The sequence below is a fragment of the Streptomyces sp. NPDC086549 genome (genome assembly GCF_044746205.1).
Taxonomy (GTDB): Bacteria; Actinomycetota; Actinomycetes; order Streptomycetales; family Streptomycetaceae; genus Streptomyces.
On the sequence record NZ_JBIVBS010000002.1, the window covers coordinates 166,243 to 188,277 of the forward strand.

Below are 22,035 nucleotides of genomic sequence, written 5' to 3' on the forward strand. Positions count from 1 at the left end.
CGGTTGGACGCGGACGGCAGGCTTTGACAGGATTCGCCACCACGCCTTCCCGGAGTGCGCCATTCCATCCCAAACCAGGCGGCTGACCTGCGCGGCTGTGTCAATTCCGCAAACGGTGCCAGCCTTTGACGCACGTCGTGAAGGCCTCGTGCAGACTGGCCGAATGCGCACTGAAGTCGTTTCGGAAGCCGGCCCTGTGAACTCGGGGGCTCGCCCCAACGAGGACTTCGCGGGTATCGGACTACCGGCCTCCGGGCAGGGGGGTTGCGTGATCGTCCTGGACGGGGTGACCCCGCCGGACGGCGGTACGGGCTGTCTCCATTCCGTCCCCTGGTTCACCGCGCGACTCGGCGGGACCCTGACCGAACTGACCGTTTCCGGCCGAGATCTGACGCTGCCGGAGATCCTCTCCGTGGCGATCGCCCGCACAGCGGAGACACATGCTTCCACCTGTGACCTTTCTCACCCGCGTACACCTCAGGCAACGGTGGTCCTGACCCGCTGGTCCGCGGACACGGTCGAGTACCTGGTCCTGTCCGACTCCGCGCTCCTGCTGGAGTCCTCCGACGGCACGGTCACCCCCGTCCTGGACGACCGTCTCGCCCGTCTCCCCCGCGCCTCGCTGGCGAGCGACGCCGTCGCCGACGCCACGGTGCGCAACAAGGAGGGCGGCTTCTTCACGGCCGCGGCCGACCCCTCGGTCGCCTCCCGCGCGGTCACGGGGACCCTGCCGCGCCACGAGGTCCGCGCCTTCGCCGCCCTCACCGACGGGGCGACCCGCTGGGTGGAGAAGTTCCGCGAGGGAGACTGGGCGGACTGCTTCGCCCTCGTGCGGGAGGAGGGCGCGCGGGCGCTGCTCGGCCGCGTACGGGCGCTGGAGTCGGCGGACCGGGAGGAGCGGGCGTTCCTGCGGCGGAGCAAGACGCACGACGACGCGACGGTGGTGTACGTCGAGCTGTGAGGGGCGGGTCCCGCCGCTTCCGCGGGACCCATGCGTCTCCATGCCCCTACGTCTCCATGCCCCTACTTGCCCATGCCCCCTACTTCTCCATGCCCCGGTTCAACTCGTGCAGCAGCCGGGCCAGTTCCGCGACCTCGCCCCGGTCCCAGTGGGCGAGCTGGCTGACGTACCGGGCGCGGCGGGCCTCGCGGACCTTGCCGACGCGACCGCGGCCCTCGTCCGTGAGGGTGACCAGCCAGGCGCGTCCGTCCGCGGGGTCCGGCTCGCGGGCGATCAGGCCGAGTTCCTCCAGGGCGCGCAGCTGGCGGGACATGGTGGCCTTGCCGACACCGATGTAGCCGGCGAGTTCCGTGGCGCGCTGGCGGCCGTGCTCGTCGAGGCGGACCAGGAGGCCGTAGGCGGCGGACTCCAGGTCGGGGTGGACCTCGCGGGCCATCTCACCCTGGCTGGCGCGGGCGCGCCGCAGCAGCACCGTCAACTCGCGTTCCAGGGCCAGGAACTCCTGGTCCGCACAGACCGGTGTCACCTGGGCAGCGACACGATGTCCGTCGCCGTTTCCGTCCTCGTGCACGTCAGCACCCCTGCTCGGTTTCTTGGTCCTGAAAGTTTCTGCCGAACGCCGTCATCGCCGCAGCTCCGTCAGTATTTCGCAGGCGTAGACCAACGGCAGCCTCCGGACCCCCTTCCACCTGCCTGTCTACGTGCATAGCTTCTTTACCAGGCAATTAATGGCATGCCCACGGCGGCAGCTCGTCCGCGGTCCCCCCACCCATCCTCGGAGGCACGTCATGCCCGTGCACAGATCCGGTCCCGTCCACCCTCGCCCGCTCACGGCCGTCGTGGCCGCGCTCCTGGCGGCGCTCTCCCTCACCCTCCCCCTCTCCACCGCCCACGCCGCCACCACCCCCACACGCGGCTCGGCCCACATGGGCATGGGTGTCCTGGCCCACGACGGCCAGGACGGCACGCCCGGCCCACGTGCCGTCACCCAGACCGAGGGCGTGGACGTCTCGGGCCACCAGGGCAACGTGGCCTGGTCGACCCTGTGGAGCAGCGGGGTCAGATGGGCGTACACGAAGGCGACGGAAGGCACGTACTACACGAACCCGTACTTCGCCCAGCAGTACGTCGGCTCCTACGACGTCGGCATGATCCGCGGGGCGTACCACTTCGCCACCCCGGACACGACCAGCGGCGCGACACAGGCCGGCTACTTCGTCGACCACGGCGGCGGCTGGTCCAAGGACGGCAAGACCCTGCCCGGCGCCCTCGACATCGAGTGGAACCCGTACGGCGCCGACTGCTACGGGAAGTCGACGAGCGCGATGGTGAGCTGGATCGCCGACTTCCTGAACACGTACAAGGCACGGACGGGCCGGGACGCCGTGATCTACACGGCCACCAGCTGGTGGACCGAGTGCACCGGCGACTACGGCGGCTTCGCGTCGGACAACCCGCTGTGGATCGCTCGCTACGCGTCGGATCCGGGCACGCTGCCGGCGGGATGGAGCTACTACACGATGTGGCAGTACACGTCGTCCGGGCCGACGGTCGGGGACCATGACAAGTTCAACGGGGCCCTCGACCGGGTGGTGGCACTCGCCGACGGCTGATCGCACGGCACGCCGGAACACCCGGCCGGCGCGGGGCTGCCGGCCGGGTGTCGCGGTGCGGGCGGCCGTACGCCGCTCAGCCGACCAGGCCTTTCGGGTCCAGGGGCACGTCACCGGCCGCCGAGGCGGTCCGCTGCTGGGGGAACACCACGTCCGCGGGCCCGGCCGGGCCGTCCTCCGCCCGCTCCGCCGCGGCCCGTTCGGCCAGGGCGTTGACGGCGGCGTTGAACCGTTCCATGGAGGCCGGGTGGTCCGGACCGAGGACGTACTCCTTGAGGGCGCGGCGCTGACCGGCCATCGGGTCGCGCCGCGGCTCGCGGACCGAGCGCAGGATCTCCGGCAGCCGCGTGCACTCCCGGTCGAGGAGGTAGGCGCCTCCGGCGGTGGTGTACGCGGCCCTGAACTCCTCGTCGGGCAGGTCGTGGGCGTTGGTCAGGACGTACGGCTTGAGGCTGGCGACGAAGTCGGCGACCACCGAGGAGACGTCGCTGACGAGGATGTCCGCCTGGTTGAAGCACTCGTACAGCGTCGGCAGCTGCTTGAGGACGACGTGGTGCCGGACCGGGCCGCGGCTCTCCCAGAACAGGCGGTGCCACTCGGCGTGCAGTTCCCGCCACTCGGCGGAGCCGTCCCCGTCGGGGACCCGCGCGTCGCGGATCTGCTGGGCGTCGTCGCCGTCGTGCCGTCCGGCCAGTTCGTCGAGCCGGGCCTTGATCTCCCGCAGCCGCGGCGCGGCGGCGGCCACGGCGGCCTCCGTCTCCGCGGCCTCCGTCCCCGCTGTCTCGCGCCGCTCGTTGTCGGCCCGCAGCAGCTCCCGGACGGCCCGGTCCGCCTCGGCCGCCTCGGACGAGCGCTTGCCGGTGAGCGGATGCGGCTTGTAGAGGACGCGGACGTTCTCCGCGAGGAGGCGCTCGATCAGCGTGACGCCCATCGGGATCAGCGAGGTGTGGCAGTCGTCGTCGCTCCAGCCCTCCCAGGTGGGGGCGTAGAGCACGGTCGGCAGCGGGCCCGGCGTGTGATCGGCGTGCAGCCGGATCGGCTCCAGCTGCGGCCGGCCCACCTCGACGATGGCCTCGTCGCTGATGGCGTGCCGCACCCGCTGATAGCGGTCGCGGCCCGCCCGGCCGGCCACCCAGATCTCGTCGTACACCTTGCTGACCCGGTTGCTGCTGGCGAGCTTGTCGCTGTCGCCGTGGCCGATGAAGACGTGCTTGGCCTCGGCGACGCGCAGCATGTGCACGTTCTTTCCGGCGTTGCCGGGATACAGGACCACGCGGACGCCGGACAGTTCCAGCTCGGCCAGGTCGTCGGCCTTGGGCACGCAGACCACCGGGATGCGGGTGCGGCTCAGGTGGCGGAACGAGGCCCGCTCGCGCAGCACGATCACCGGGCGCAGATCGAGCCGCTCCAGCGTCTCGATCCACATGTTGACCTGGTACATGAAGTCCCGGGACACCGAGGCGAAGCTGAAGTACAGGGCGACCTCGGGCCGGTAGGCCGTCAGCTGCCGGTTGGCCTCGGCGAAGACGTCGTCCCGGGCCGGCATCCGGCGGACCCGGCGGTACTGCCCCAGCAGGGCCAGCACGGCGGCCACGGACAGCCCGGCCGTCAGCGCGAAGCCGGCCTCCGCCGGGTACCAGGTCCCGGCCGCCAGCGCGGCCAGCAGTCCCGCGTGGGCGGGCAGGTCGAGGTGGAGCAGCTTGCGCAGGAAACGCCGGTAGAGGACGGCCGGCGGTCGCTGCGGGACACCCAGCGCGCTCAGGTCGAGGTTGCGTGCCACCAGCGGCAGCACTCGCCGCAGCCGGATGGCGTGGTGCACGGCCGAGTACAGCATCACCAGGGCGAAGTGCGCGCTGAAGACGGCCAGCGCGGTGGCCAGCACCCAGTCCGGGGCGTCGGTCCGGCTGGCCAGCGCGAGCAGCATCACCGTCCGGATCGCGAACCGCATGGTGCGGTTGAGCTGCAGCGTCGCCAGCCGGCGGACGAAGCCGGGCGCCCGGGTGTGCAGTACCTCGTCGACGACGTAGGTCACGGCCGACGCCACGGCGAACCACCGCACCGACGGCAGCAGCGCGAAGACGGGAAGCGCCGCGAAGCCGGCACCGAGCAGGAGTACGAGCAGGAGGTCGGTTCTCCCGCGCACGCGCAGGACCCCACACAACCGACGAATGATCACGGACAAGGCGTTCCCCCCACGGGATTGCACACGGTCACACGGCCTGCCAAAAGCCGTTGGTCGCCTGTTCGACAGGGGAGGGGTCCGAAGAGTTGTACGCCTAGTCCTGGGAAAGATTTCACCTCCTGTTCAGTCAAGGGCGTTTCCCGCCGCCGGGCATGGGAAAGGCCCGGGTCTCCCTCACGGGACCCGGGCCTTCCCTTCATCCGGCCGCGTCCGTCACGCCGCGACCGGAACCTCCGGCGCCGCGCCGTTCGTGGCCGGCGACAGGGCCAGCTCCAGGACCTGGCGGACGTCCGTGACGGCGTGGACGTCGAGCTTGTCCAGCACCTCGGCCGGGACGTCGTCCAGGTCGGGCTCGTTGCGCTTCGGGATGATGACGGTGCTCACCCCGGCCCGGTGGGCGGCCAGCAGCTTCTGCTTCACGCCGCCGATCGGAAGGACCCGGCCGGTCAGCGAGACCTCGCCCGTCATCGCCACGTCCGTGCGGACCAGACGGCCGGACAGGAGCGAGGCCAGGGCCGTCGTCATCGTGATGCCGGCGCTCGGGCCGTCCTTGGGCACCGCGCCCGCCGGGAAGTGGATGTGCACGCCCCGGTCCTTCAGGTCGGCCACCGGCAGCTCCAGCTCGGCGCCGTGGCTGCGCAGGAAGCTCAGCGCGATCTGCGCCGACTCCTTCATCACGTCGCCCAGCTGACCCGTCAGGGTCAGGCCCGCCGCGCCCGTCTCCGGGTCGGCGAGGGACGCCTCCACGAACAGGACGTCACCACCGGCGCCGGTCACCGCGAGGCCCGTCGCCACGCCGGGGACCGACGTGCGGCGCTCCGCCGGGTCCTGGGCGGACTCCGGTACGTGGTGCGGCCGGCCGATCAGGTCGCGCAGGTCGCCGTCCGTGATGGTGAACGGCAGCTCCCGTCGGCCCAGTTCGTGCTCGGCCGCGACCTTGCGCAGCAGCCGGGCGATGGACCGCTCCAGGGTGCGGACGCCCGCCTCCCGCGTGTACTCGCCGGCCAGCTTGCGCAGCGCGCTCTCGTCGAGGGTCACCTCGTCCGTGCCGAGCCCCGCCCGCTCCAGCTGGCGCGGGAGCAGGTGGTCACGGGCGATGACGACCTTCTCGTCCTCGGTGTAGCCGTCGAGGCGGACCAGCTCCATACGGTCGAGCAGGGCCTCCGGGATGGCCTCCAGGACGTTGGCGGTGGCGAGGAAGACGACGTCCGACAGGTCCAGCTCCACCTCCAGGTAGTGGTCCCGGAAGGTGTGGTTCTGCGCCGGGTCCAGGACCTCCAGCAGGGCGGCGGCCGGGTCGCCCCGGTAGTCGGACCCCACCTTGTCGATCTCGTCCAGCAGGACCACCGGGTTCATCGACCCGGCCTCCTTGATGGCGCGCACGATCCGGCCGGGCAGCGCGCCGACGTACGTACGCCGGTGACCGCGGATCTCGGCCTCGTCGCGGACGCCGCCGAGGGCGACACGGACGAACTTGCGGCCCATGGCGTGCGCGACGCTCTCGCCGAGGCTCGTCTTGCCGACGCCGGGCGGGCCGACGAGGGCCAGCACGGCACCTCCGCGCCGGCCGCCGATCACACCGAGGCCGCGGTCGGTACGGCGCTTGCGCACCGCCAGGTACTCGGTGATCCGCGCCTTCACGTCCTCCAGGCCGGCGTGCTCGGCGTCCAGGACCGCCTTGGCGCCCCGGATGTCGTAGGCGCCAGTGTCATCGGTTCGCTCGTTCCAAGGCATTTCGAGGACGGTGTCGAGCCACGTCCGGATCCAGGAACCCTCGGGCGACTGGTCGCTGGACCGCTCCAGCTTGTCGACCTCCTTGAGGGCCGCCTCGCGGACCTTCTCCGGCAGGTCGGCGGCCTCGACGCGGGCGCGGTAGTCGTCGGACTCCTCGGCGGAGTCCTTGCCGTTCTCCCCGTTCAGCTCACGCAGTTCCTTGCGGACCGCCTCCAGCTGACGGCGGAGCAGGAACTCGCGCTGCTGCTTGTCGACGCCCTCCTGGACGTCCTTGGCGATGGTCTCGGCGACGTCCTGCTCGGCGAGGTGGTCGCGCAGCTGCTGGGTGGCGAGCTTGAGACGGGCCACCGGGTCCGCGGTCTCCAGCAGTTCGACCTTCTGCTCGGTCGTCAGGAAGGGCGAGTATCCGGAGTTGTCGGCGAGCGCGGAGACGTCGTCGATGGCCTGGACACGGTCGACGACCTGCCAGGCGCCGCGCTTGCGCAGCCAGGCGGTGGCAAGGGCCTTGTACTCCTTGACCAGTTCGGTGACATGGCCCGGCAGCGGGTCGGGCACCTTCTCGTCGACACGCGTGCCCTCGACCCACAGCGCCGCACCCGGTCCGGTGGTCCCGGCGCCGATCCGCACGCGGCCGCGGCCGCGGATCAGTGCGCCCGGGTCGCCGTCCGCCAGCCGGCCGACCTGCTCGACGGTGCCGAGCACACCGGTGCCCGGGTACGTCCCGTCGATGCGCGGCACCAGAAGGACCTTCGGCTTTCCGGGCTCCGTGCGGGCGGCGGCCTGGGCGGCCTCCACCGCGGCGCGTACGTCGGCGTCGTTGAGGTCCAGCGGAACCACCATCCCGGGCAGCACGACCTCGTCGTCGAGCGGCAGCACAGGCAGAGTGAGCGGTGTGAACGCCGTGGACTCAGCAGCCATGATCTCCCCTTCGGCAGTCAAGTTGAGCTATGCCGACTCAATGCATGTGAGCCCTCGATTGTTCCCAGGGGCATGTTCGCTCTGAGCGATCTCCAAATGACCCTGCCTCACCTGCGAAAACCAGGTGCCGCGCGCGGTTGTGCCCTGACCGCAACGGCGTTGACCGGGGAACGGCCGAGACCGCCGGAGGATTCCCGAGCGGGGGGTCACCGGGAATCCCCGGGCCCGAGCGCGCCGCCGAGGCGGGCATCCCGGGACGGAGATTCGCCCACGCGCGCGTGCCGAAGCGGGCAGGGCGTCCCTCCGTCTTCGAGGCCGGCAAGGCCGGCCGGCGCGGGGGCCGGCGGCGCCGACCCGCTCGGGCCTGTCCGGCGGATCTCGGGTCTGTCCGGCGGATCAGGTCGCAGGAAAGAAGCGGCGCCACATCGACCCAGGTGAGCGGGGCACGCCCTCTCTCCTGCTCGAAAAGCCGGGGCGAGGGCGTGCCGGACCCCGCGTCTGCGGCAAGGTCCGCAGGACAGGCCCTGGGCGTGCCCTAGGCGTGGGCCCGGTCGGCGCGGGCCGTCTGCCGGCGCCGGACGAGCGGCCAGGTGGCGATGCCGATGGTCAGCGCGATCAGGTGGCCCCAGTTGGTCATCGGGTCCGTGAACGCGATCAGGTCCTGCAGCACCATCCCGCCGAACAGGGCGAGCAGGGGCCAGCGCAGCCAGGGGCTGAGCAGCCCGGCCAGGGCACCCGTGCTGGCGGCGACGCCGAAGCTGATGCCGTAGTCCAGGCGGTGCAGGGAGCTTTCGGGCAGGTGTCCCACCAGGACCGCGATCCCCACCGGAACCTCGGTCGCGAGGGTGGCGAGCACATGTCCGAACAGGAAGACACCGGCGGCGCGCGCTCCGCCTATGCGCCGCTCCAGGGCGGTGAGGACGAGCAGGAAGCAGATCGCGTACGCCGACAGGAGCCCGCCCGCGATCCACAGCGCGCTCGCCACCAGGGCGAGTACCGGGGTCCGCACGAGGTGGGCCACGTCGGTGCTGGAGGCCTGGTACAGGGCGTGCATGAGCCCCGGGTCGGCGTCGGCCGCGACCCGCGAGGTGACCGCGAGCAGGGCCGCGTAGGCGAAGGTGAACGGCGTACCGGTGGGGGTGGGCAGCAGCCGCCAGGGGCGCAGGGCACGCAGCCGGGCCGGGAGGCGGCGGCTGCCCGGAAGGGGCCGGCCGGGGACCGGTACGGCCGTGCTCGGCTCGTCCGCCGGAAAGGGCGCCGCTCCCGCCGGGACGAGAGCCACGGCGCCGCGCTGGCGTGGCATCCCGTCCAGCAGGTCGGCGAGTCCGGGGGCCGGCAGGCCGGGGTCGTCGGGAAGGGGCGTGGGCGAGGCCGTCGTTCCGGCCGTCGCGGTCGGTTCCACCGTGACGTGCTCCTTCCGTTTCGCCCCCACCCTTGGCGCACCACGGGCCGCTGTCTATGACCGACGCCACGCGAGCCCCGATTCACAGGATTTTCCGAAGAAGCTCCTGGGTCACGCACGGGCCCCGGCGGAACCGGAGGCGCTCGAACGGGTGATGTGCCGAACCCGGACGCCATCCGTAATTCGCGTGGCCGTAAAGCCGTGTTCGTGCAGGATGGGCGTATGACCGCCGCGTACGAAACGCCCGTAGTCCTGGACCGTCGTGAGGGCCCGTACGGAGAGGTGGTGCTGCGCAGGCACGGCGAGTTGCTGCAGATCATCGCCAACGGGTGCTTCCTGATGGACACCTCCGACGGCCGCTCGGAGCGGCTGCTCGTCGACGCCGCGTACGACGCCCTGGACGGCCGGCCGCAACCCGACGTGCTGATCGGCGGCCTGGGGGTCGGATTCTCGCTCGTACACGCGGCGGCGGATCCCCGCTGGGGGCGGATCACCGTCGTCGAGCGCGAGCCGGCCGTGATCGGCTGGCATCGCGAGGGGCCGCTGTCCGAACTGTCCGCGACCGCCCTCGCCGACCCGCGCACGGAGATCGTGGAGGCCGACCTGGTGTCACACGTCAATGAGACATCCGCCACGTACGACGCGCTCTGCCTGGACATCGACAACGGGCCCGGCTGGACCGTCGACGAGGAGAACGACGGCCTCTACTCGGCGGCTGGACTCGCAAGCTGCGCAAGGATGTTGACACCCGGAGGGGTGCTCGCCGTGTGGTCGGCGCAGCCCTCTCCGGAATTCGAGGGAACCTTGCGGAATGCCGGGTTCCAGCAGGTGCGTACCGAAGAGATCCCCGTTGCCCGGGGCGTTCCGGACGCCGTGCACCTCGCCGTACGCCCTGGATAGCGACGGCGCCTCCGGTCCCCGTAATGTGCTGCCCTGACGCGGATCATTCAAGCGTCAATCGCAAACGATGCGCAGACCGAGGAACCACCCCACTGGTTCCGGAAAGCACACTCAGGGGCGGGCGATGGAGCAGACACACACCTCGCACAGCAGTACGGCGGCGGCAACTCCGGGCGCACAGCGCCGGGTGCTGGTGATCGAGGACGACCCGACGATCGTGGACGCCATCGCGGCCCGACTCCGTGCAGAGGGATTCCTGGTGCAAACCGCGGGCGACGGTCCGTCCGCGGTCGACACCGCCGAGGCCTGGCAGCCGGACCTGCTGATCCTCGACATCATGCTGCCCGGCTTCGACGGCCTGGAGGTCTGCCGCCGCGTGCAGGCCCAGCGCCCGGTGCCGGTGCTGATGCTCACCGCGCGCGACGACGAGACCGACATGCTGGTCGGGCTCGGCGTCGGCGCCGACGACTACATGACCAAGCCGTTCTCGATGCGCGAGCTGGCCGCGCGCGTGCACGTGCTGCTGCGCCGGGTGGAGCGGGCCGCGCTGGCCGCCGCGACCCCGCGCTCGGGCATCCTGCGGCTCGGCGAGCTGGAGATCGACCACGCGCAGCGCCGGGTGCGGGTGCGCAGCGAGGACGTCCACCTCACCCCCACCGAGTTCGACCTCCTGGTCTGCCTGGCGAACACCCCGCGCGCGGTGCTCTCCCGTGAGCAGCTCCTGGCCGAGGTGTGGGACTGGGCGGACGCCTCCGGCACCCGGACCGTCGACAGCCACATCAAGGCGCTGCGCCGGAAGATCGGCGCCGAGCGGATCCGCACGGTGCACGGCGTCGGGTACGCGCTGGAGACACCGACGCCATGAGCGAGGGACGGGAGGCCGCACGGAGGAACCCCGGGGAGGAACCCTGGGGTGGCGTACGCCCGTTCTCGATCAAGACCAAGCTGGGCGCGCTGGTGGTCATCTCGGTGCTGATCACCACGGGCCTGTCGATGATCGCGGTGCACACCAAGACGGAGCTCCGCTTCATCACGGTCTTCTCGATGATCGCCACACTCCTGATAACGCAGTTCGTGGCACATTCGCTCACCGCGCCCCTGGACGAGATGAACGCGGTGGCCCGGTCCATATCGCACGGCGACTACACGCGCCGGGTGCGCGAGAACCGCCGGGACGAGCTGGGCGACCTGGCACAGACGATCAACGTCATGGCCGACGAGCTGGAGGCGCAGGACCGCCAGCGCAAGGAGCTGGTGGCGAACGTCTCGCACGAGCTGCGCACGCCCATCGCGGCTCTGCGGGCCGTCCTGGAGAACGTCGTGGACGGCATCGTCGAGCCGGACACCGAGACCATGCGTACGGCGCTCAGGCAGACGGAACGGCTCGGGCGGCTGGTGGAGACGCTTCTCGACCTGTCGAGGCTGGACAACGGCGTCGTGCCGCTGCGGAAGCGGCGTTTCGAGGTGTGGCCGTACCTCTCCGGCGTGCTCAAGGAGGCCAACATGGTCGCCTCCGCGCGCGGGGGCATGACGTCGGGCTCCGGGAACCACACACGGACGGACGTCCATCTGCACCTCGACGTCTCCCCGCCGGAGCTGACCGCACACGCGGACCCGGAGCGGATACACCAGGTCGTGGCCAACCTGATCGACAACGCGGTCAAGCACAGTCCGCCGCACGGCCGGGTCACGGTGAAGGCGCGGCGCGGACCACAGCCGGAGTCGCTGGAGCTGGAGGTCCTGGACGAGGGCCCCGGCATCCCGAAGTCGGAGTGGCGCAAGGTCTTCGAACGCTTCAACCGGGGAGCCGTCAGCCGCCCGCACGGTCCGGGCAGCGACGGCGGTACGGGTCTGGGGCTGGCGATCGCCCGCTGGGCGGTGGATCTGCACGGCGGCCGGATCGGAGTGGCCGAATCCGAGCGGGGTTGCCGGATTCTCGTCACCCTTCCGGGAGAGCGATCCATGCCAAGTTGACGTAAAGTTCGAACTGGAGCCACAAGATCCACGAGCGTCCTCACTGACGGACACGTGTGATCAGGGACGGCCCGCGCCTGTGCTGCGCCGAGGCCTCGGCCGACGCATACCTTCCGCAGGCGAACCACGTTTGTTTCCCGCCATATCAACCCCCGAAACACGCTTTCTGATGTGACTTACGCGACGAAGAACCGGCCCGACCTGACCTTCACCCTCAGAGAGGCGTAGCCTTTATTTCCGCTGTCCATCACCTTGTGAAGCGGAAGAGGGCGGTTGCCGCCGTGTCGCCACAGTCCCCCAGTAACTCGAGCATCTCCACCGACGACCAAGCCGGGAAGAACCCCGCTGCCGCGTTCGGTCCCAACGAGTGGCTCGTCGACGAGATCTATCAGCAGTACCTCCAGGACCCGAATTCGGTAGACCGAGCCTGGTGGGACTTCTTCGCCGACTACAAGCCGGGCGCCGCTGCCGCCCAGGCTCCGTCGGGTACTGCGGCCGCGGGGGCCGCAGCAACCGCCACGACGGCCGCTCCGGCCCAGCCCGCGGCTCCGGCCGCCCCGGCCGCGCCCGCCGCCCCGGCTCCGGCGGCCCCCAAGCCCGCCGCGGCCGCTCCGGCCGCCGCGCCCGCCGCTCCGGCCGCCGCGCCCGCCGCTCCGGCTCCGGCTCCGGCCGCGCCCAAGCCCGCCGCCGCTCCGGCCCCGGCCGCGAAGGCCGCTCCGGCCACCGCGGCGCCCGAGGGCCCCGAGTACGTGACGCTGCGCGGCCCCTCCGCCGCGGTCGCCAAGAACATGAACGCCTCCCTGGAGCTGCCGACCGCCACCTCGGTCCGCGCGGTCCCGGTGAAGCTGCTGTTCGACAACCGCATCGTCATCAACAACCACCTGAAGCGGGCGCGCGGCGGGAAGATCTCCTTCACGCACCTCATCGGCTTCGCGATGGTCCAGGCCATCAAGGCCATGCCCTCGATGAACTGGCACTACGCGGAGAAGGACGGGAAGCCCACCCTCGTCAAGCCGCCGCACGTCAACTTCGGCCTGGCCATCGACCTGGTGAAGCCCAACGGCGACCGCCAGCTCGTCGTCGCCGGCATCAAGAAGGCCGAGACGCTGAACTTCTTCGAGTTCTGGCAGGCCTACGAGGACATCGTCCGCCGCGCCCGTGACGGCAAGCTGACGATGGACGACTTCACCGGTGTCACGGTCTCCCTGACCAACCCCGGCGGCCTCGGCACCGTCCACTCCGTGCCGCGTCTGATGCCCGGCCAGTCGGTGATCATGGGCGTCGGCTCCATGGACTACCCGGCGGAGTTCCAGGGCACCTCCCAGGACACCCTGAACAAGCTCGGCATCTCAAAGGTCATGACGCTCACGTCGACCTACGACCACCGGGTCATCCAGGGCGCCGCCTCCGGCGAGTTCCTGCGTATCGTCGCGAACTTCCTCCTCGGCGAGCAGGGCTTCTACGACGGCATCTTCGAGTCGCTGCGCATCCCCTACGAGCCGGTCCGCTGGCTCAAGGACATCGACGCCTCGCACGACGACGACGTCACCAAGGCCGCGCGCGTCTTCGAGCTGATCCACTCCTACCGGGTCCGCGGCCACGTCATGGCCGACACCGACCCGCTGGAGTACCGCCAGCGCAAGCACCCCGACCTGGACATCACCGAGCACGGGCTCACCCTGTGGGACCTGGAGCGCGAGTTCGCGGTCGGCGGCTTCGCGGGCAAGTCCCTGATGAAGCTGCGCGACATCCTCGGTGTGCTGCGCGACTCGTACTGCCGCACCATCGGCATCGAGTTCATGCACATCCAGGACCCCAAGCAGCGCAAGTGGATCCAGGACCGTGTGGAGCGCCCGCACACCAAGCCGGAGCGCGAGGAGCAGCTGCGCATCCTGCGCCGGCTGAACGCGGCGGAGGCCTTCGAGACCTTCCTGCAGACGAAGTACGTCGGCCAGAAGCGCTTCTCGCTGGAGGGCGGCGAGTCCGTCATCCCGCTGCTGGACGCGGTCCTGGACAGCGCGGCCGAGTCGCGCCTCGACGAGGTCGTCGTCGGCATGGCCCACCGAGGCCGCCTGAACGTTCTCGCCAACATCGTCGGCAAGTCGTACGCGCAGATCTTCCGCGAGTTCGAGGGCAACCTCGACCCGAAGTCGATGCACGGCTCCGGCGACGTGAAGTACCACCTGGGCGCCCAGGGCACCTTCACCGGCCTGGACGGCGAGCAGATCACGGTCTCGCTGGCCGCCAACCCGTCCCACCTGGAGACCGTCGACCCGGTCATCGAGGGCATCGCCCGCGCCAAGCAGGACATCATCAACAAGGGCGGCACGGACTTCACCGTCCTGCCGGTGGCCCTGCACGGCGACGCGGCCTTCGCGGGCCAGGGCGTGGTGGCCGAGACCCTGAACATGTCGCAGCTGCGCGGCTACCGCACCGGCGGCACGGTCCACATCGTCATCAACAACCAGGTCGGCTTCACCGCGGCCCCCGAGTCGTCGCGTTCCTCGATGTACGCCACGGACGTGGCCCGCATGATCGAGGCCCCGATCTTCCACGTCAACGGCGACGACCCCGAGGCGGTCGTCCGCGTCGCCCGTCTGGCCTTCGAGTTCCGCCAGGCGTTCAACAAGGACGTGGTGATCGACCTCATCTGCTACCGCCGCCGCGGTCACAACGAGTCGGACAACCCGGCCTTCACCCAGCCGCTGATGTACGACCTGATCGACAAGAAGCGCTCGGTGCGCAAGCTCTACACCGAGTCCCTCATCGGTCGCGGCGACATCACCCTGGAAGAGGCCGAGCAGGCGCTGCAGGACTACCAGGGACAGCTGGAGAAGGTCTTCACGGAGGTCCGCGAGGCCACGTCCCAGCCGGTCTCCGTGGAGGCGCAGGCGCCGCAGGACGGCTTCCCGATCGCGGTGCCGACGGCGATCTCCTCGGAGGTCGTCAAGCGCATCGCCGAGTCCCAGGTCAACATCCCCGACCACTTCACCGTCCACCCGCGTCTGCTGCCGCAGCTGCAGCGCCGGACGGCCATGGTCGAGGACGGCACGATCGACTGGGGCATGGGCGAGACGCTCGCGATCGGCTCCCTCCTCCTGGAGGGCACCCCGGTCCGCCTCTCCGGCCAGGACTCCCAGCGCGGCACCTTCGGCCAGCGCCACGCGGTCCTCATCGACCGCGAGACGGGCGCGGACTACACGCCGCTCCTCTACCTGTCAGAGGACCAGGCCCGCTACAACGTCTACAACTCGCTGCTGTCCGAGTACGCGGTCATGGGCTTCGAGTACGGCTACTCGCTGACCCGCCCGGACGCGCTGGTGATGTGGGAGGCGCAGTTCGGCGACTTCGTCAACGGCGCCCAGACGGTCGTCGACGAGTACATCTCGGCCGCCGAGCAGAAGTGGGGCCAGACGTCCGGCGTCACCCTGCTCCTCCCGCACGGCTACGAGGGCCAGGGCCCGGACCACTCCTCGGCCCGTGTCGAGCGCTTCCTCCAGCTGTGCGCCCAGAACAACATGACGGTGGCCATGCCCACGCTCCCGTCGAACTACTTCCACCTCCTGCGGTGGCAGGTGCACAACCCGCACCACAAGCCGCTGGTCGTCTTCACCCCGAAGTCGATGCTGCGCCTCAAGGCGGCGGCCTCGAAGGCGGAGGAGTTCACGAGCGGCGAGTTCCGCCCGGTCATCGGCGACGCGTCGGTCGACCCGGCCGCGGTCAAGAAGGTCGTCTTCTGCGCGGGCAAGGTCTACTACGACCTGGACGCCGAGCGGCAGAAGCGCGGCGACACGGAGACGGCGATCATCCGCGTCGAGCGTCTGTACCCGCTGCCGGGTGCCGAGCTCCAGGCGGAGGTCAACAAGTACCCGAACGCCGAGAAGTACCTGTGGGTCCAGGAGGAGCCGGCGAACCAGGGTGCCTGGCCGTTCATCGCGCTCAACCTGATCGACCACCTGGACCTGGCGGTCGGCCCGGACGTCCCGCACAGCGAGCGCCTGCGCCGCATCTCCCGCCCGCACGGCTCGTCCCCGGCGGTCGGTTCCGCGAAGCGGCACCAGGCCGAGCAGGAGCAGCTGGTGCGTGAGGTGTTCGAGGCGTAGGCCTCGCCTCGCGACACGGCAGAACACGACAGCCGAAGGGGCCCGGTACCGGAAGAGTCTTCCGGTACCGGGCCCCTTCGTGTGGGTACCGCTCAGCTCGCCTGCGGTTCGAAGTCCCAGTACGGCCGGTTTCGGGAGCGGGCCGAGATGGTGTGGACGTGCTGGGGGCCCAGGGTCTCGGCGAGGTCGGAGAGGGCCTCCTGCTCGACCTTCTCCGCCTGCTGACGATCCCTGACGCCCCGCAGGTCGGCCGCGTGGGCGACCCGGGCGGACAGGGTCAGCGGATGGGTGCGCCCGAGGGTCTCGGTGGCGCGGGCGATCGTGCTCCTGCTCAGTTCGGCCGCGGACTCCGTCTCCCCGACGAGGTTGCGCAGAGCGGAGGCGTTGACGGCACATCCGAGCGTGTAGGGGTGGTGCTCACCCACCGCCTCGGTCATGTCGGCCAGTGCCTGCTCGATCAGCACGTGGGCGTACTCCCGCTCGCCGACACTGCGCAGGACCAGGGCCTGGTTCGCCCGTGCGCCGATGATGAACGGGTGCCCCTCCGGGAGCAGTTGCTCGTACCGGGCCAGGATGGACTCGCTGGTCTCGCGGGCCAGGTCGATGTCGCCGTGCTCGCGGTTGAAGCAGCTGTGACTCACCGCGGCCGACAGGGTACGGAGGTTGGTGTCGCCCAGCCTGCGCTCGAACCCCTCCAGCACGCGCGTCAGCAGCGCCGCCGCGGAAACGCGGTCCCCGGTCCGCAGTTGACAGAGCGCCAGGTTGTGCTCGGCACGCAGTGCGTCCGGGTTTCCCTTGCCCCCGACCAGCCGGTACTCGCGTACGTTCTTGGCCTGAATGGACTCGGCTTCGGCGTAGCGGCCCAGCAGCCTGAGGTCGATGGAGTAGGAGACCTCGGAGAAGAGCGTCATCAGATGGCGGCCCGTCAGCAGGAGGCGGCGCGACTCCAGCGTCTCCTGGTCGGTCCTGCGGGCGTCCTCGTACCTGCCGAGCAACCGCTGCACGAAGCCCAGGTTGTTCAACGCGCTGAGGGTCCGGGAGTCCTGTTCGCCCAGGACCTCCCGGTAGGTCGGGTAGAGCCACTCGTACAGCTCCAGGGCCTCGTCGTAACGGGCGAGACTCCACAGGTCGGCCCCTAGCCCGTTGGCCGCCCGGAGGTGGTCCAGGTCCCGGTCGCCGCGCTCCCGGCGCAGGTGCTCCATGGCCGCCCGGTCGAGCGCCTCGGTCTCCGCGAACCGGTCGGCCGACCGCAGCAGGTTGGCGTAGTGGTGGGTGGCCTCCCAGACCCGCGGATGAGACTCGCCCAGCAGTTCGCGCCATGCGTTCAGGGTCCGCCGGCCGAGTTTCCAGCCCGAGGTGTACTCGCCCGCCCACCACATGTAGCGCAGGCAGTTGAGGACGAGGTTCTGTACCTTGCGGTCCTTGCTGTTGAGGACGTCCGCGTATTTCAGGTGCGGCACGATCTCCGCGTACGCGTCCCAGTTGCGGGTGTCGGTGGGGCGCCCGGGGTCGGCCTCGGCCAGTGCCCGCCGCACCACGTCGATGAACTCCCGCCGGTCCTGCTCCGGCATGTCCTTGCCGACGATCTGGTGGACCATCCGGTGCAGGTACACCGACTCGCCGGCGGACGGGGCGTCGTCCGAGGTGGTCTCGTGGGACTCCAGGCGGACCACGGAGTACTGGCGGAGCTGGTTGATCGCCTTGTTCCACAGCAGCGGGTCGTCGAGCAGTCCGGCCAGTTGCTCGGGCAGGTCGTCGCGGGGAGTGTCCTTCAGGAGGCGTACGGGGATGAAGCCGGGCGCAAAAAAGGTGCACAGGCGCAGCAGGTCCACGGACTCCGGGACCGTCTCGCGCAGCTTGTTCAGCAGTATCGACCACGCGGTCTGGAAGGCCAGCGGGAAGTCGGCGGACACCTTCACGACGTCCTGGTCGACGCCGTCCTCCAGCAGGGCGATGTAGTCCTCGACGGACAGGTCGGAGTCGTTCAGCCAGCCCGCCGTCTGGTCGAGGAGCAGCGGCAGGTCCTCCAGGGCCACGGCGAGCTGGTCGGCCTCCGCCTCCGACAGCCGGGGGGCGCGGCGCCTGATGAAGGCCACTGATTCGTCGCGGTCGTAGACCCGTACTTCGAGCAGCCTGCTGTTGTGCTCGCCCCACTCGGGGTTGCGGGAGGTGATGATCACATGTCCGGGGCCGGTGGGGACCAGGTCCCAGATCTGGTCCGGCTCGTCGGCGCCGTCCAGGATCAGCAGCCAGCGGGAGAAGGGGGTGCCCCGGCGCAGGGAGTCCCGGACGGCGCGCAGCCGCTCGCCGTACTCGTCACCGGTGGACAGTCCCAGTTTCGGGGCTAGTTCGGCCAGCAGGCGGCGATAGGTCACCCGCTTCTCGGCGTTGACCCACCAGACCACGTCGTACTCGGACCCGAAGCGGTACACGTACTCGGCGGCGAGCTGGGTCTTGCCCACTCCGGACATGCCGTGCAGGGTGAGGACCCCGGCGCCGGAGTCGCTGCCCTGGAGCATGTGGTAGGCCTCGTTCAGCAGCGGCTCGCGGCCGGTGAACCGGGTGTTGCGGCGCGGTACGCCACCCCACACCTCCGGCATGGCGGCGGGAAAGCGCGGTCCGCGGCCGCCGTCGACGGCCGGCTGGACCTGTCGGCCGTCGACCGGCAGATCCAGCCGGTCGAGGAGCCGCCGCTCGGCCTCGTCGGCGCCCATGTTCGTCAGGTCGACCGGTGCCAGAACGGCGATGGCCGAGGGGACGGACGTGTTGGTGACCGATACGGCGGCGAACCGTGAGGGGTCCGGCGCCACGACCTCGCGCAGCGCCGCGTTCCACTCCTCGTGGGTGCGGGGACCGAGCTGGAAGTACCGCTCGCTGACCAGGATGAGGATCCGGCCCTCGGCGAGCGAGAGGCCGCGCAGGAGGTCCACCAGGGTCTCCTCCGCCGGGGAGTCCCAGCGGACGTAGGCGACCCGCACACCGCGCCGTTCCAGCCTGTCCCCGATCCACGCCGCCCAGGCCCGGTTGAACCCGGCGAAGCTGATCGTGACGGTCTGCCTCGCGGCCCCCTTCTGGGTCGACCTGACCGGCGTACGAGCTTCAGACATGCGACGGCCTCCACGCGTAGTCATAAAATCCTAGAACCTAGGAGCGGGCTCTGGGGAGTCCGGCGACTTGGAGAACGCGCACCTCGGCTCGACGATCTTTGCGCAGCCGAGGGTGCGAAGTCGGCATTTCAGCGATTCACGGCGGGCGGCGGCGGGGGCTGACGCTGTTTCCACAGGGCGCGCACGGCTTTGACGTAGGCCTGCGCGCGCGCCGTGTGGCCCCGGGGCGCGGGGTGCGCGGCCATCCGCTCGTGCGTGGCCGCCATCTCGTCGACGAAACGCCGCCCCACCGTGGTGAGATCGGGCGAGCCGACGAGCGCCGGCAGGGCCGCCCCGACCTGGGCGTGGTAGCGCGCGTACTGCGCCCAGGCAGCCTCCGCGCGAGCCGGGCCCGCGGCGAGCGCCCGGCGCTGGAAGAAGTCCGCGAGCGCCAGATGCGAGTACGCCCCCTGCAACAGGCCGTCGTACGGCCGCGGATCGGGGCGCCAGGGGGCGAAGTAGCGGGCCTCCGGGTCCGCGTGGTGCAGTTCCACCATCTCGCTCAGCGCGGCCAGCTTCGTGTGCTGCACCTCGTGCACGAGCGTCGCGGCGAAGGCGACCGGCGTGGCCGGGGGGCTGCTCAGCAACGCCCCGAACGCCTCGCGCCGGGTTGCGCTGCAGCTGCCGCGGCCACCCGCGCCCGGCGGCATGTCCAGCGGCACCACACAGCGCACGATCGCGAGCGCCTCGGCGAGCCGCAGCTCACCGCCGGTCCGCAGCTCGGCGGCCGTGCCGGACCAGATCTGCAGCCACCGCTTGCGTTCCGCGTCGTCCGGTCCGGCCGGACCGCTCAGCGCGTACTGGTCGGGTTCGCGGGGCGGCACCCGGTAGGGGTCGAGATCGTCCAAGGGCATGGGCTCGGCACCGGCCGCCAGTCCGGGCAGCGCGTATGCCGAGGTCCAGGCGAGCGAGCCGGACCACGCGCCGGTGCCGCTCTCCAGGTGCACCGTGACATCGGGCGCGTCCGCCTGGCGGAAGGTCATGTGCCCACGTTCGTGGGTGACGTGGACCGGCACGTCCGCTCGCGCGGCCGTGCGCAGGACGCCGAGCGAGGGAAGGGCGAGGATCCCGTCGCGGGCGGTCAGTTCGGTGGCGAACGGGATTCCGGTACGCGCGGCGGCGACGGCCGAGATCGCGCCCAAGTACGCCAGGTCGCACCGGAGTTCACGCCGCTGCTCCCGTGTGGGGGGCCCGGTGCGTGGGTTGAGCCCGGTCAGACACCGACGGGCCCAGGGTCCCGTCAGCGGATACCTGAGCCACACCCGCGCCGGTGAGTCCGGCCCGCCGTCCGCGGCGGCGCGGTCGGCCGCCGTCAGCAGGGCCCAGTCCTCCCGCAGCCGCGTCCCGGCCGCCGTCGGGCAGACTGCCGGATCCGCCGCCTCGGCGGCGTCGAGGACGGCGCGCAGCAGGAGCAGCCGCCGGGTGTCCTGGTCCCGGACGAGCAGGGCGAGCGTGTCGGCGTCGCCCTCCGTGCGTCCGAGTTCGGCGAGGGCCCGGTCCGGGACCGCCGGAAGTATCACGGGGTGCCCCCTTCGAGAGAGGCCGGGACGGCCGCCGGGCCGGTGCCCCGGGCATCGGCGGCGAGCCGTCCGGCCACATGCCGGATGAAACGCTCCAGGTCGGCGCAGTACACGGAGGGGTTCCGGAAACCGTGTCCGGCCCGGTACCGGTGGGCGTAGTGACCGCCTCCGCACACGTGCAGGAGCGGGCAGGCCCGGCACCGGTCCGCCAGGGCCGCCGCGCCCGCCTGCCGGGCGGCCACCCCCGGGTGCCGCAGCGCCTCGTCGAAATCGTGCCGGAAGACGTCCAGGCCGGTCCGTGCGGCACCCTCGTACGCCGATTTCAGCGAGTCGACCTGCTCGATGGAGCCGTCCGTCTCCACCACGAGCGCGTCGAAGGGGGTGAGGCCCAGGGACTCGGCGGCCGCCGGCAGCCCCAGCAGCAGGGCGAGGCACTCCTCGAAGAGCCGTACCCGGGTCTCCCGCCGCCCCGCCGACCACCAGCGGTCGAAGACGGCGCAGAGCCAGTCCCCGTGGCGGACGCCCTCCCAGTGCGGCGGAGGGGCCGACCAGTTCCCGTGCGGCAGCAGCAGATCCAGTGCGGGCGGGCGGAGTCCGAGGAGCGAGTCGTAGGTCTCCACCGGGTCCAGCGTGGGGTCGACGACCGTCAGGATCCCGGCGTACGACTCCGGGAAGCGGTCGGCGACCAGGCGCGCCCCCCGCGCGGCCGCGGGCCAGGACGACCGCCCGGCGTGGTCGACGCGCCGCGCGTTGTGCTCGGGCCGGCCGCCGTCGAGGCTGATGCCGATCCGGATGCCGTGCCGGGCCAGCACCGTCAGGCGCTCCTCGGTCAGCAGGGTGGCGTTGGTCTGGAGGGTGGCCTGGACCGTGCAGCCGGCCGGGACGCACGCACGTACGGTGTCGGTGAAGCGGGCGAGTGTGCCGGCGCCCGCCAGCAGGGGTTCACCACCGTGCAGGACGAGGGACACGGTTGTGAGGCCGTGGGCACGGACGTGCCGGGCGATCCGGTCGGCGGTGCGCTCCAGGACGGCGGCCGGCGTGGCGGCGGGGCGGGTGCGCCATGTGTGGTCGGGTCCTTCGTAGAGGTAGCAGTAGCGGCACGCCAGGTTGCAGCGGCCGTGCATCTTCACGATGAACTGGCGGAACGGGTGGCCGGTCGTATGTGCCCGAGGGGGAGCAGCCTCTCCAGACACTCTCCCGCACCCCCCATGCCGTACGCCCCGCGCAGCTGCGATACGAGCGCGTCACGGCCCTTCCGCCCGTATGGAGCCGCATTCCCGGGCGGAGAACGGACGTAAACCCAACGCGACCGAAGTTGTCTTTTTCTGCCTCAATTTGAGTGCGAACGTAGGAGGTGCACCGTGACATGTGGCTCACATCGCGTTCTGGAAACCCCACAGCATCTCGCTCGGGCGCTCCGCCCGCTCACGCAGCCCCTCCAACACCTCCAGCAGCACCGGATGCTGAAGATTCATCAGCCCGTCCAGGTCCAGGCCCAGCAGGTCCGGCAGCGGTTCCCCCGTCACCGGCGTGGACTCGTCCCGTGCGCTCATACCCCGTTCCTCCATACCCCGTTCCTCTC

General features: G+C 71.0%; 14 protein-coding genes. 6 read left to right on the forward strand and 8 right to left on the reverse strand.

The features are described from left to right. The first annotated feature begins 163 nt into the window (after positions 1-163). Complete coding sequence (locus ACIPSA_RS07425; protein WP_402629916.1) at positions 164-961, forward strand: protein phosphatase 2C domain-containing protein; 798 nt, start codon at positions 164-166, stop codon at positions 959-961. 79 nt (positions 962-1,040) lie between these two features. Here the strand turns inward: ACIPSA_RS07425 and ACIPSA_RS07430 are convergent, their stop codons facing one another. After that, complete coding sequence (locus ACIPSA_RS07430; RefSeq protein WP_402629919.1) at positions 1,041-1,532, reverse strand: MarR family winged helix-turn-helix transcriptional regulator; 492 nt, start codon at positions 1,530-1,532, stop codon at positions 1,041-1,043. Positions 1,533-1,749: 217 nt separating this feature from the next. Here ACIPSA_RS07430 and ACIPSA_RS07435 point away from each other — a divergent pair, with 217 nt between their 5' ends. Continuing rightward, a complete protein-coding gene (locus tag ACIPSA_RS07435; RefSeq protein WP_402629922.1) occupies positions 1,750-2,574 on the forward strand; it encodes a lysozyme in 825 nt (274 codons plus the stop codon). Positions 2,575-2,650: 76 nt separating this feature from the next. Here the strand turns inward: ACIPSA_RS07435 and ACIPSA_RS07440 are convergent, their stop codons facing one another. From ACIPSA_RS07440 to ACIPSA_RS07450, 3 genes are all read right to left on the reverse strand, one after another. Continuing rightward, positions 2,651-4,717 (reverse strand): hypothetical protein, encoded by a 2,067-nt coding sequence (locus ACIPSA_RS07440; RefSeq protein ID WP_402629925.1) that lies wholly within the window; start codon positions 4,715-4,717, stop codon positions 2,651-2,653. A gap of 252 nt (positions 4,718-4,969) precedes the next feature. Continuing rightward, a complete protein-coding gene (lon, locus tag ACIPSA_RS07445; RefSeq protein ID WP_402629928.1) occupies positions 4,970-7,408 on the reverse strand; it encodes an endopeptidase La in 2,439 nt (812 codons plus the stop codon). Positions 7,409-7,943: 535 nt separating this feature from the next. Next, positions 7,944-8,810, reverse strand: a complete 867-nt coding sequence (locus ACIPSA_RS07450; protein WP_402629930.1) for a rhomboid-like protein — start codon at positions 8,808-8,810, stop codon at positions 7,944-7,946. Between the two features lie 222 nt (positions 8,811-9,032). Here ACIPSA_RS07450 and ACIPSA_RS07455 point away from each other — a divergent pair, with 222 nt between their 5' ends. From ACIPSA_RS07455 to ACIPSA_RS07470, 4 genes are all read left to right on the forward strand, one after another. Further along, positions 9,033-9,710, forward strand: a complete 678-nt coding sequence (locus tag ACIPSA_RS07455) for a spermidine synthase (protein ID WP_402629933.1) — start codon at positions 9,033-9,035, stop codon at positions 9,708-9,710. Positions 9,711-9,834: 124 nt separating this feature from the next. After that, positions 9,835-10,575: a response regulator transcription factor gene (locus tag ACIPSA_RS07460; RefSeq protein WP_402629936.1), complete on the forward strand. Its 741-nt coding sequence runs from the start codon at positions 9,835-9,837 to the stop codon at positions 10,573-10,575. Beyond that, positions 10,572-11,684: a sensor histidine kinase gene (locus ACIPSA_RS07465; protein ID WP_402629939.1), complete on the forward strand. Its 1,113-nt coding sequence runs from the start codon at positions 10,572-10,574 to the stop codon at positions 11,682-11,684. Before ACIPSA_RS07460 ends, ACIPSA_RS07465 begins: the two co-directional genes overlap by 4 nt. A 281-nt stretch (positions 11,685-11,965) precedes the next feature. Next, positions 11,966-15,787, forward strand: a complete 3,822-nt coding sequence (locus tag ACIPSA_RS07470; RefSeq protein WP_402629942.1) for a multifunctional oxoglutarate decarboxylase/oxoglutarate dehydrogenase thiamine pyrophosphate-binding subunit/dihydrolipoyllysine-residue succinyltransferase subunit — start codon at positions 11,966-11,968, stop codon at positions 15,785-15,787. Between the two features lie 92 nt (positions 15,788-15,879). On the opposite strand, the gene fxsT is transcribed toward ACIPSA_RS07470, so the two are convergent. From fxsT to fxsA, 4 genes are all read right to left on the reverse strand, one after another. Next, positions 15,880-18,894 carry an FxSxx-COOH system tetratricopeptide repeat protein gene (fxsT, locus tag ACIPSA_RS07475; protein WP_402629946.1) on the reverse strand — a complete coding sequence of 1,005 codons (3,015 nt, stop codon included), beginning with the start codon at positions 18,892-18,894 and terminating at the stop codon, positions 15,880-15,882. A 128-nt stretch (positions 18,895-19,022) separates the two neighbouring features. Further along, on the reverse strand, positions 19,023-20,450 hold the full coding sequence (locus ACIPSA_RS07480) for an aKG-HExxH-type peptide beta-hydroxylase (protein WP_402631672.1): 1,428 nt from the start codon (positions 20,448-20,450) through the stop codon (positions 19,023-19,025). Then, complete coding sequence (locus tag ACIPSA_RS07485; RefSeq protein WP_402629949.1) at positions 20,450-21,646, reverse strand: FxsB family cyclophane-forming radical SAM/SPASM peptide maturase; 1,197 nt, start codon at positions 21,644-21,646, stop codon at positions 20,450-20,452. Before ACIPSA_RS07485 ends, ACIPSA_RS07480 begins: the two co-directional genes overlap by 1 nt. A gap of 180 nt (positions 21,647-21,826) precedes the next feature. Further along, positions 21,827-22,006, reverse strand: a complete 180-nt coding sequence (gene fxsA / locus ACIPSA_RS07490; RefSeq protein WP_402629952.1) for an FxSxx-COOH cyclophane-containing RiPP peptide — start codon at positions 22,004-22,006, stop codon at positions 21,827-21,829. Between the last annotated feature and the right edge of the window lie 29 nt (positions 22,007-22,035).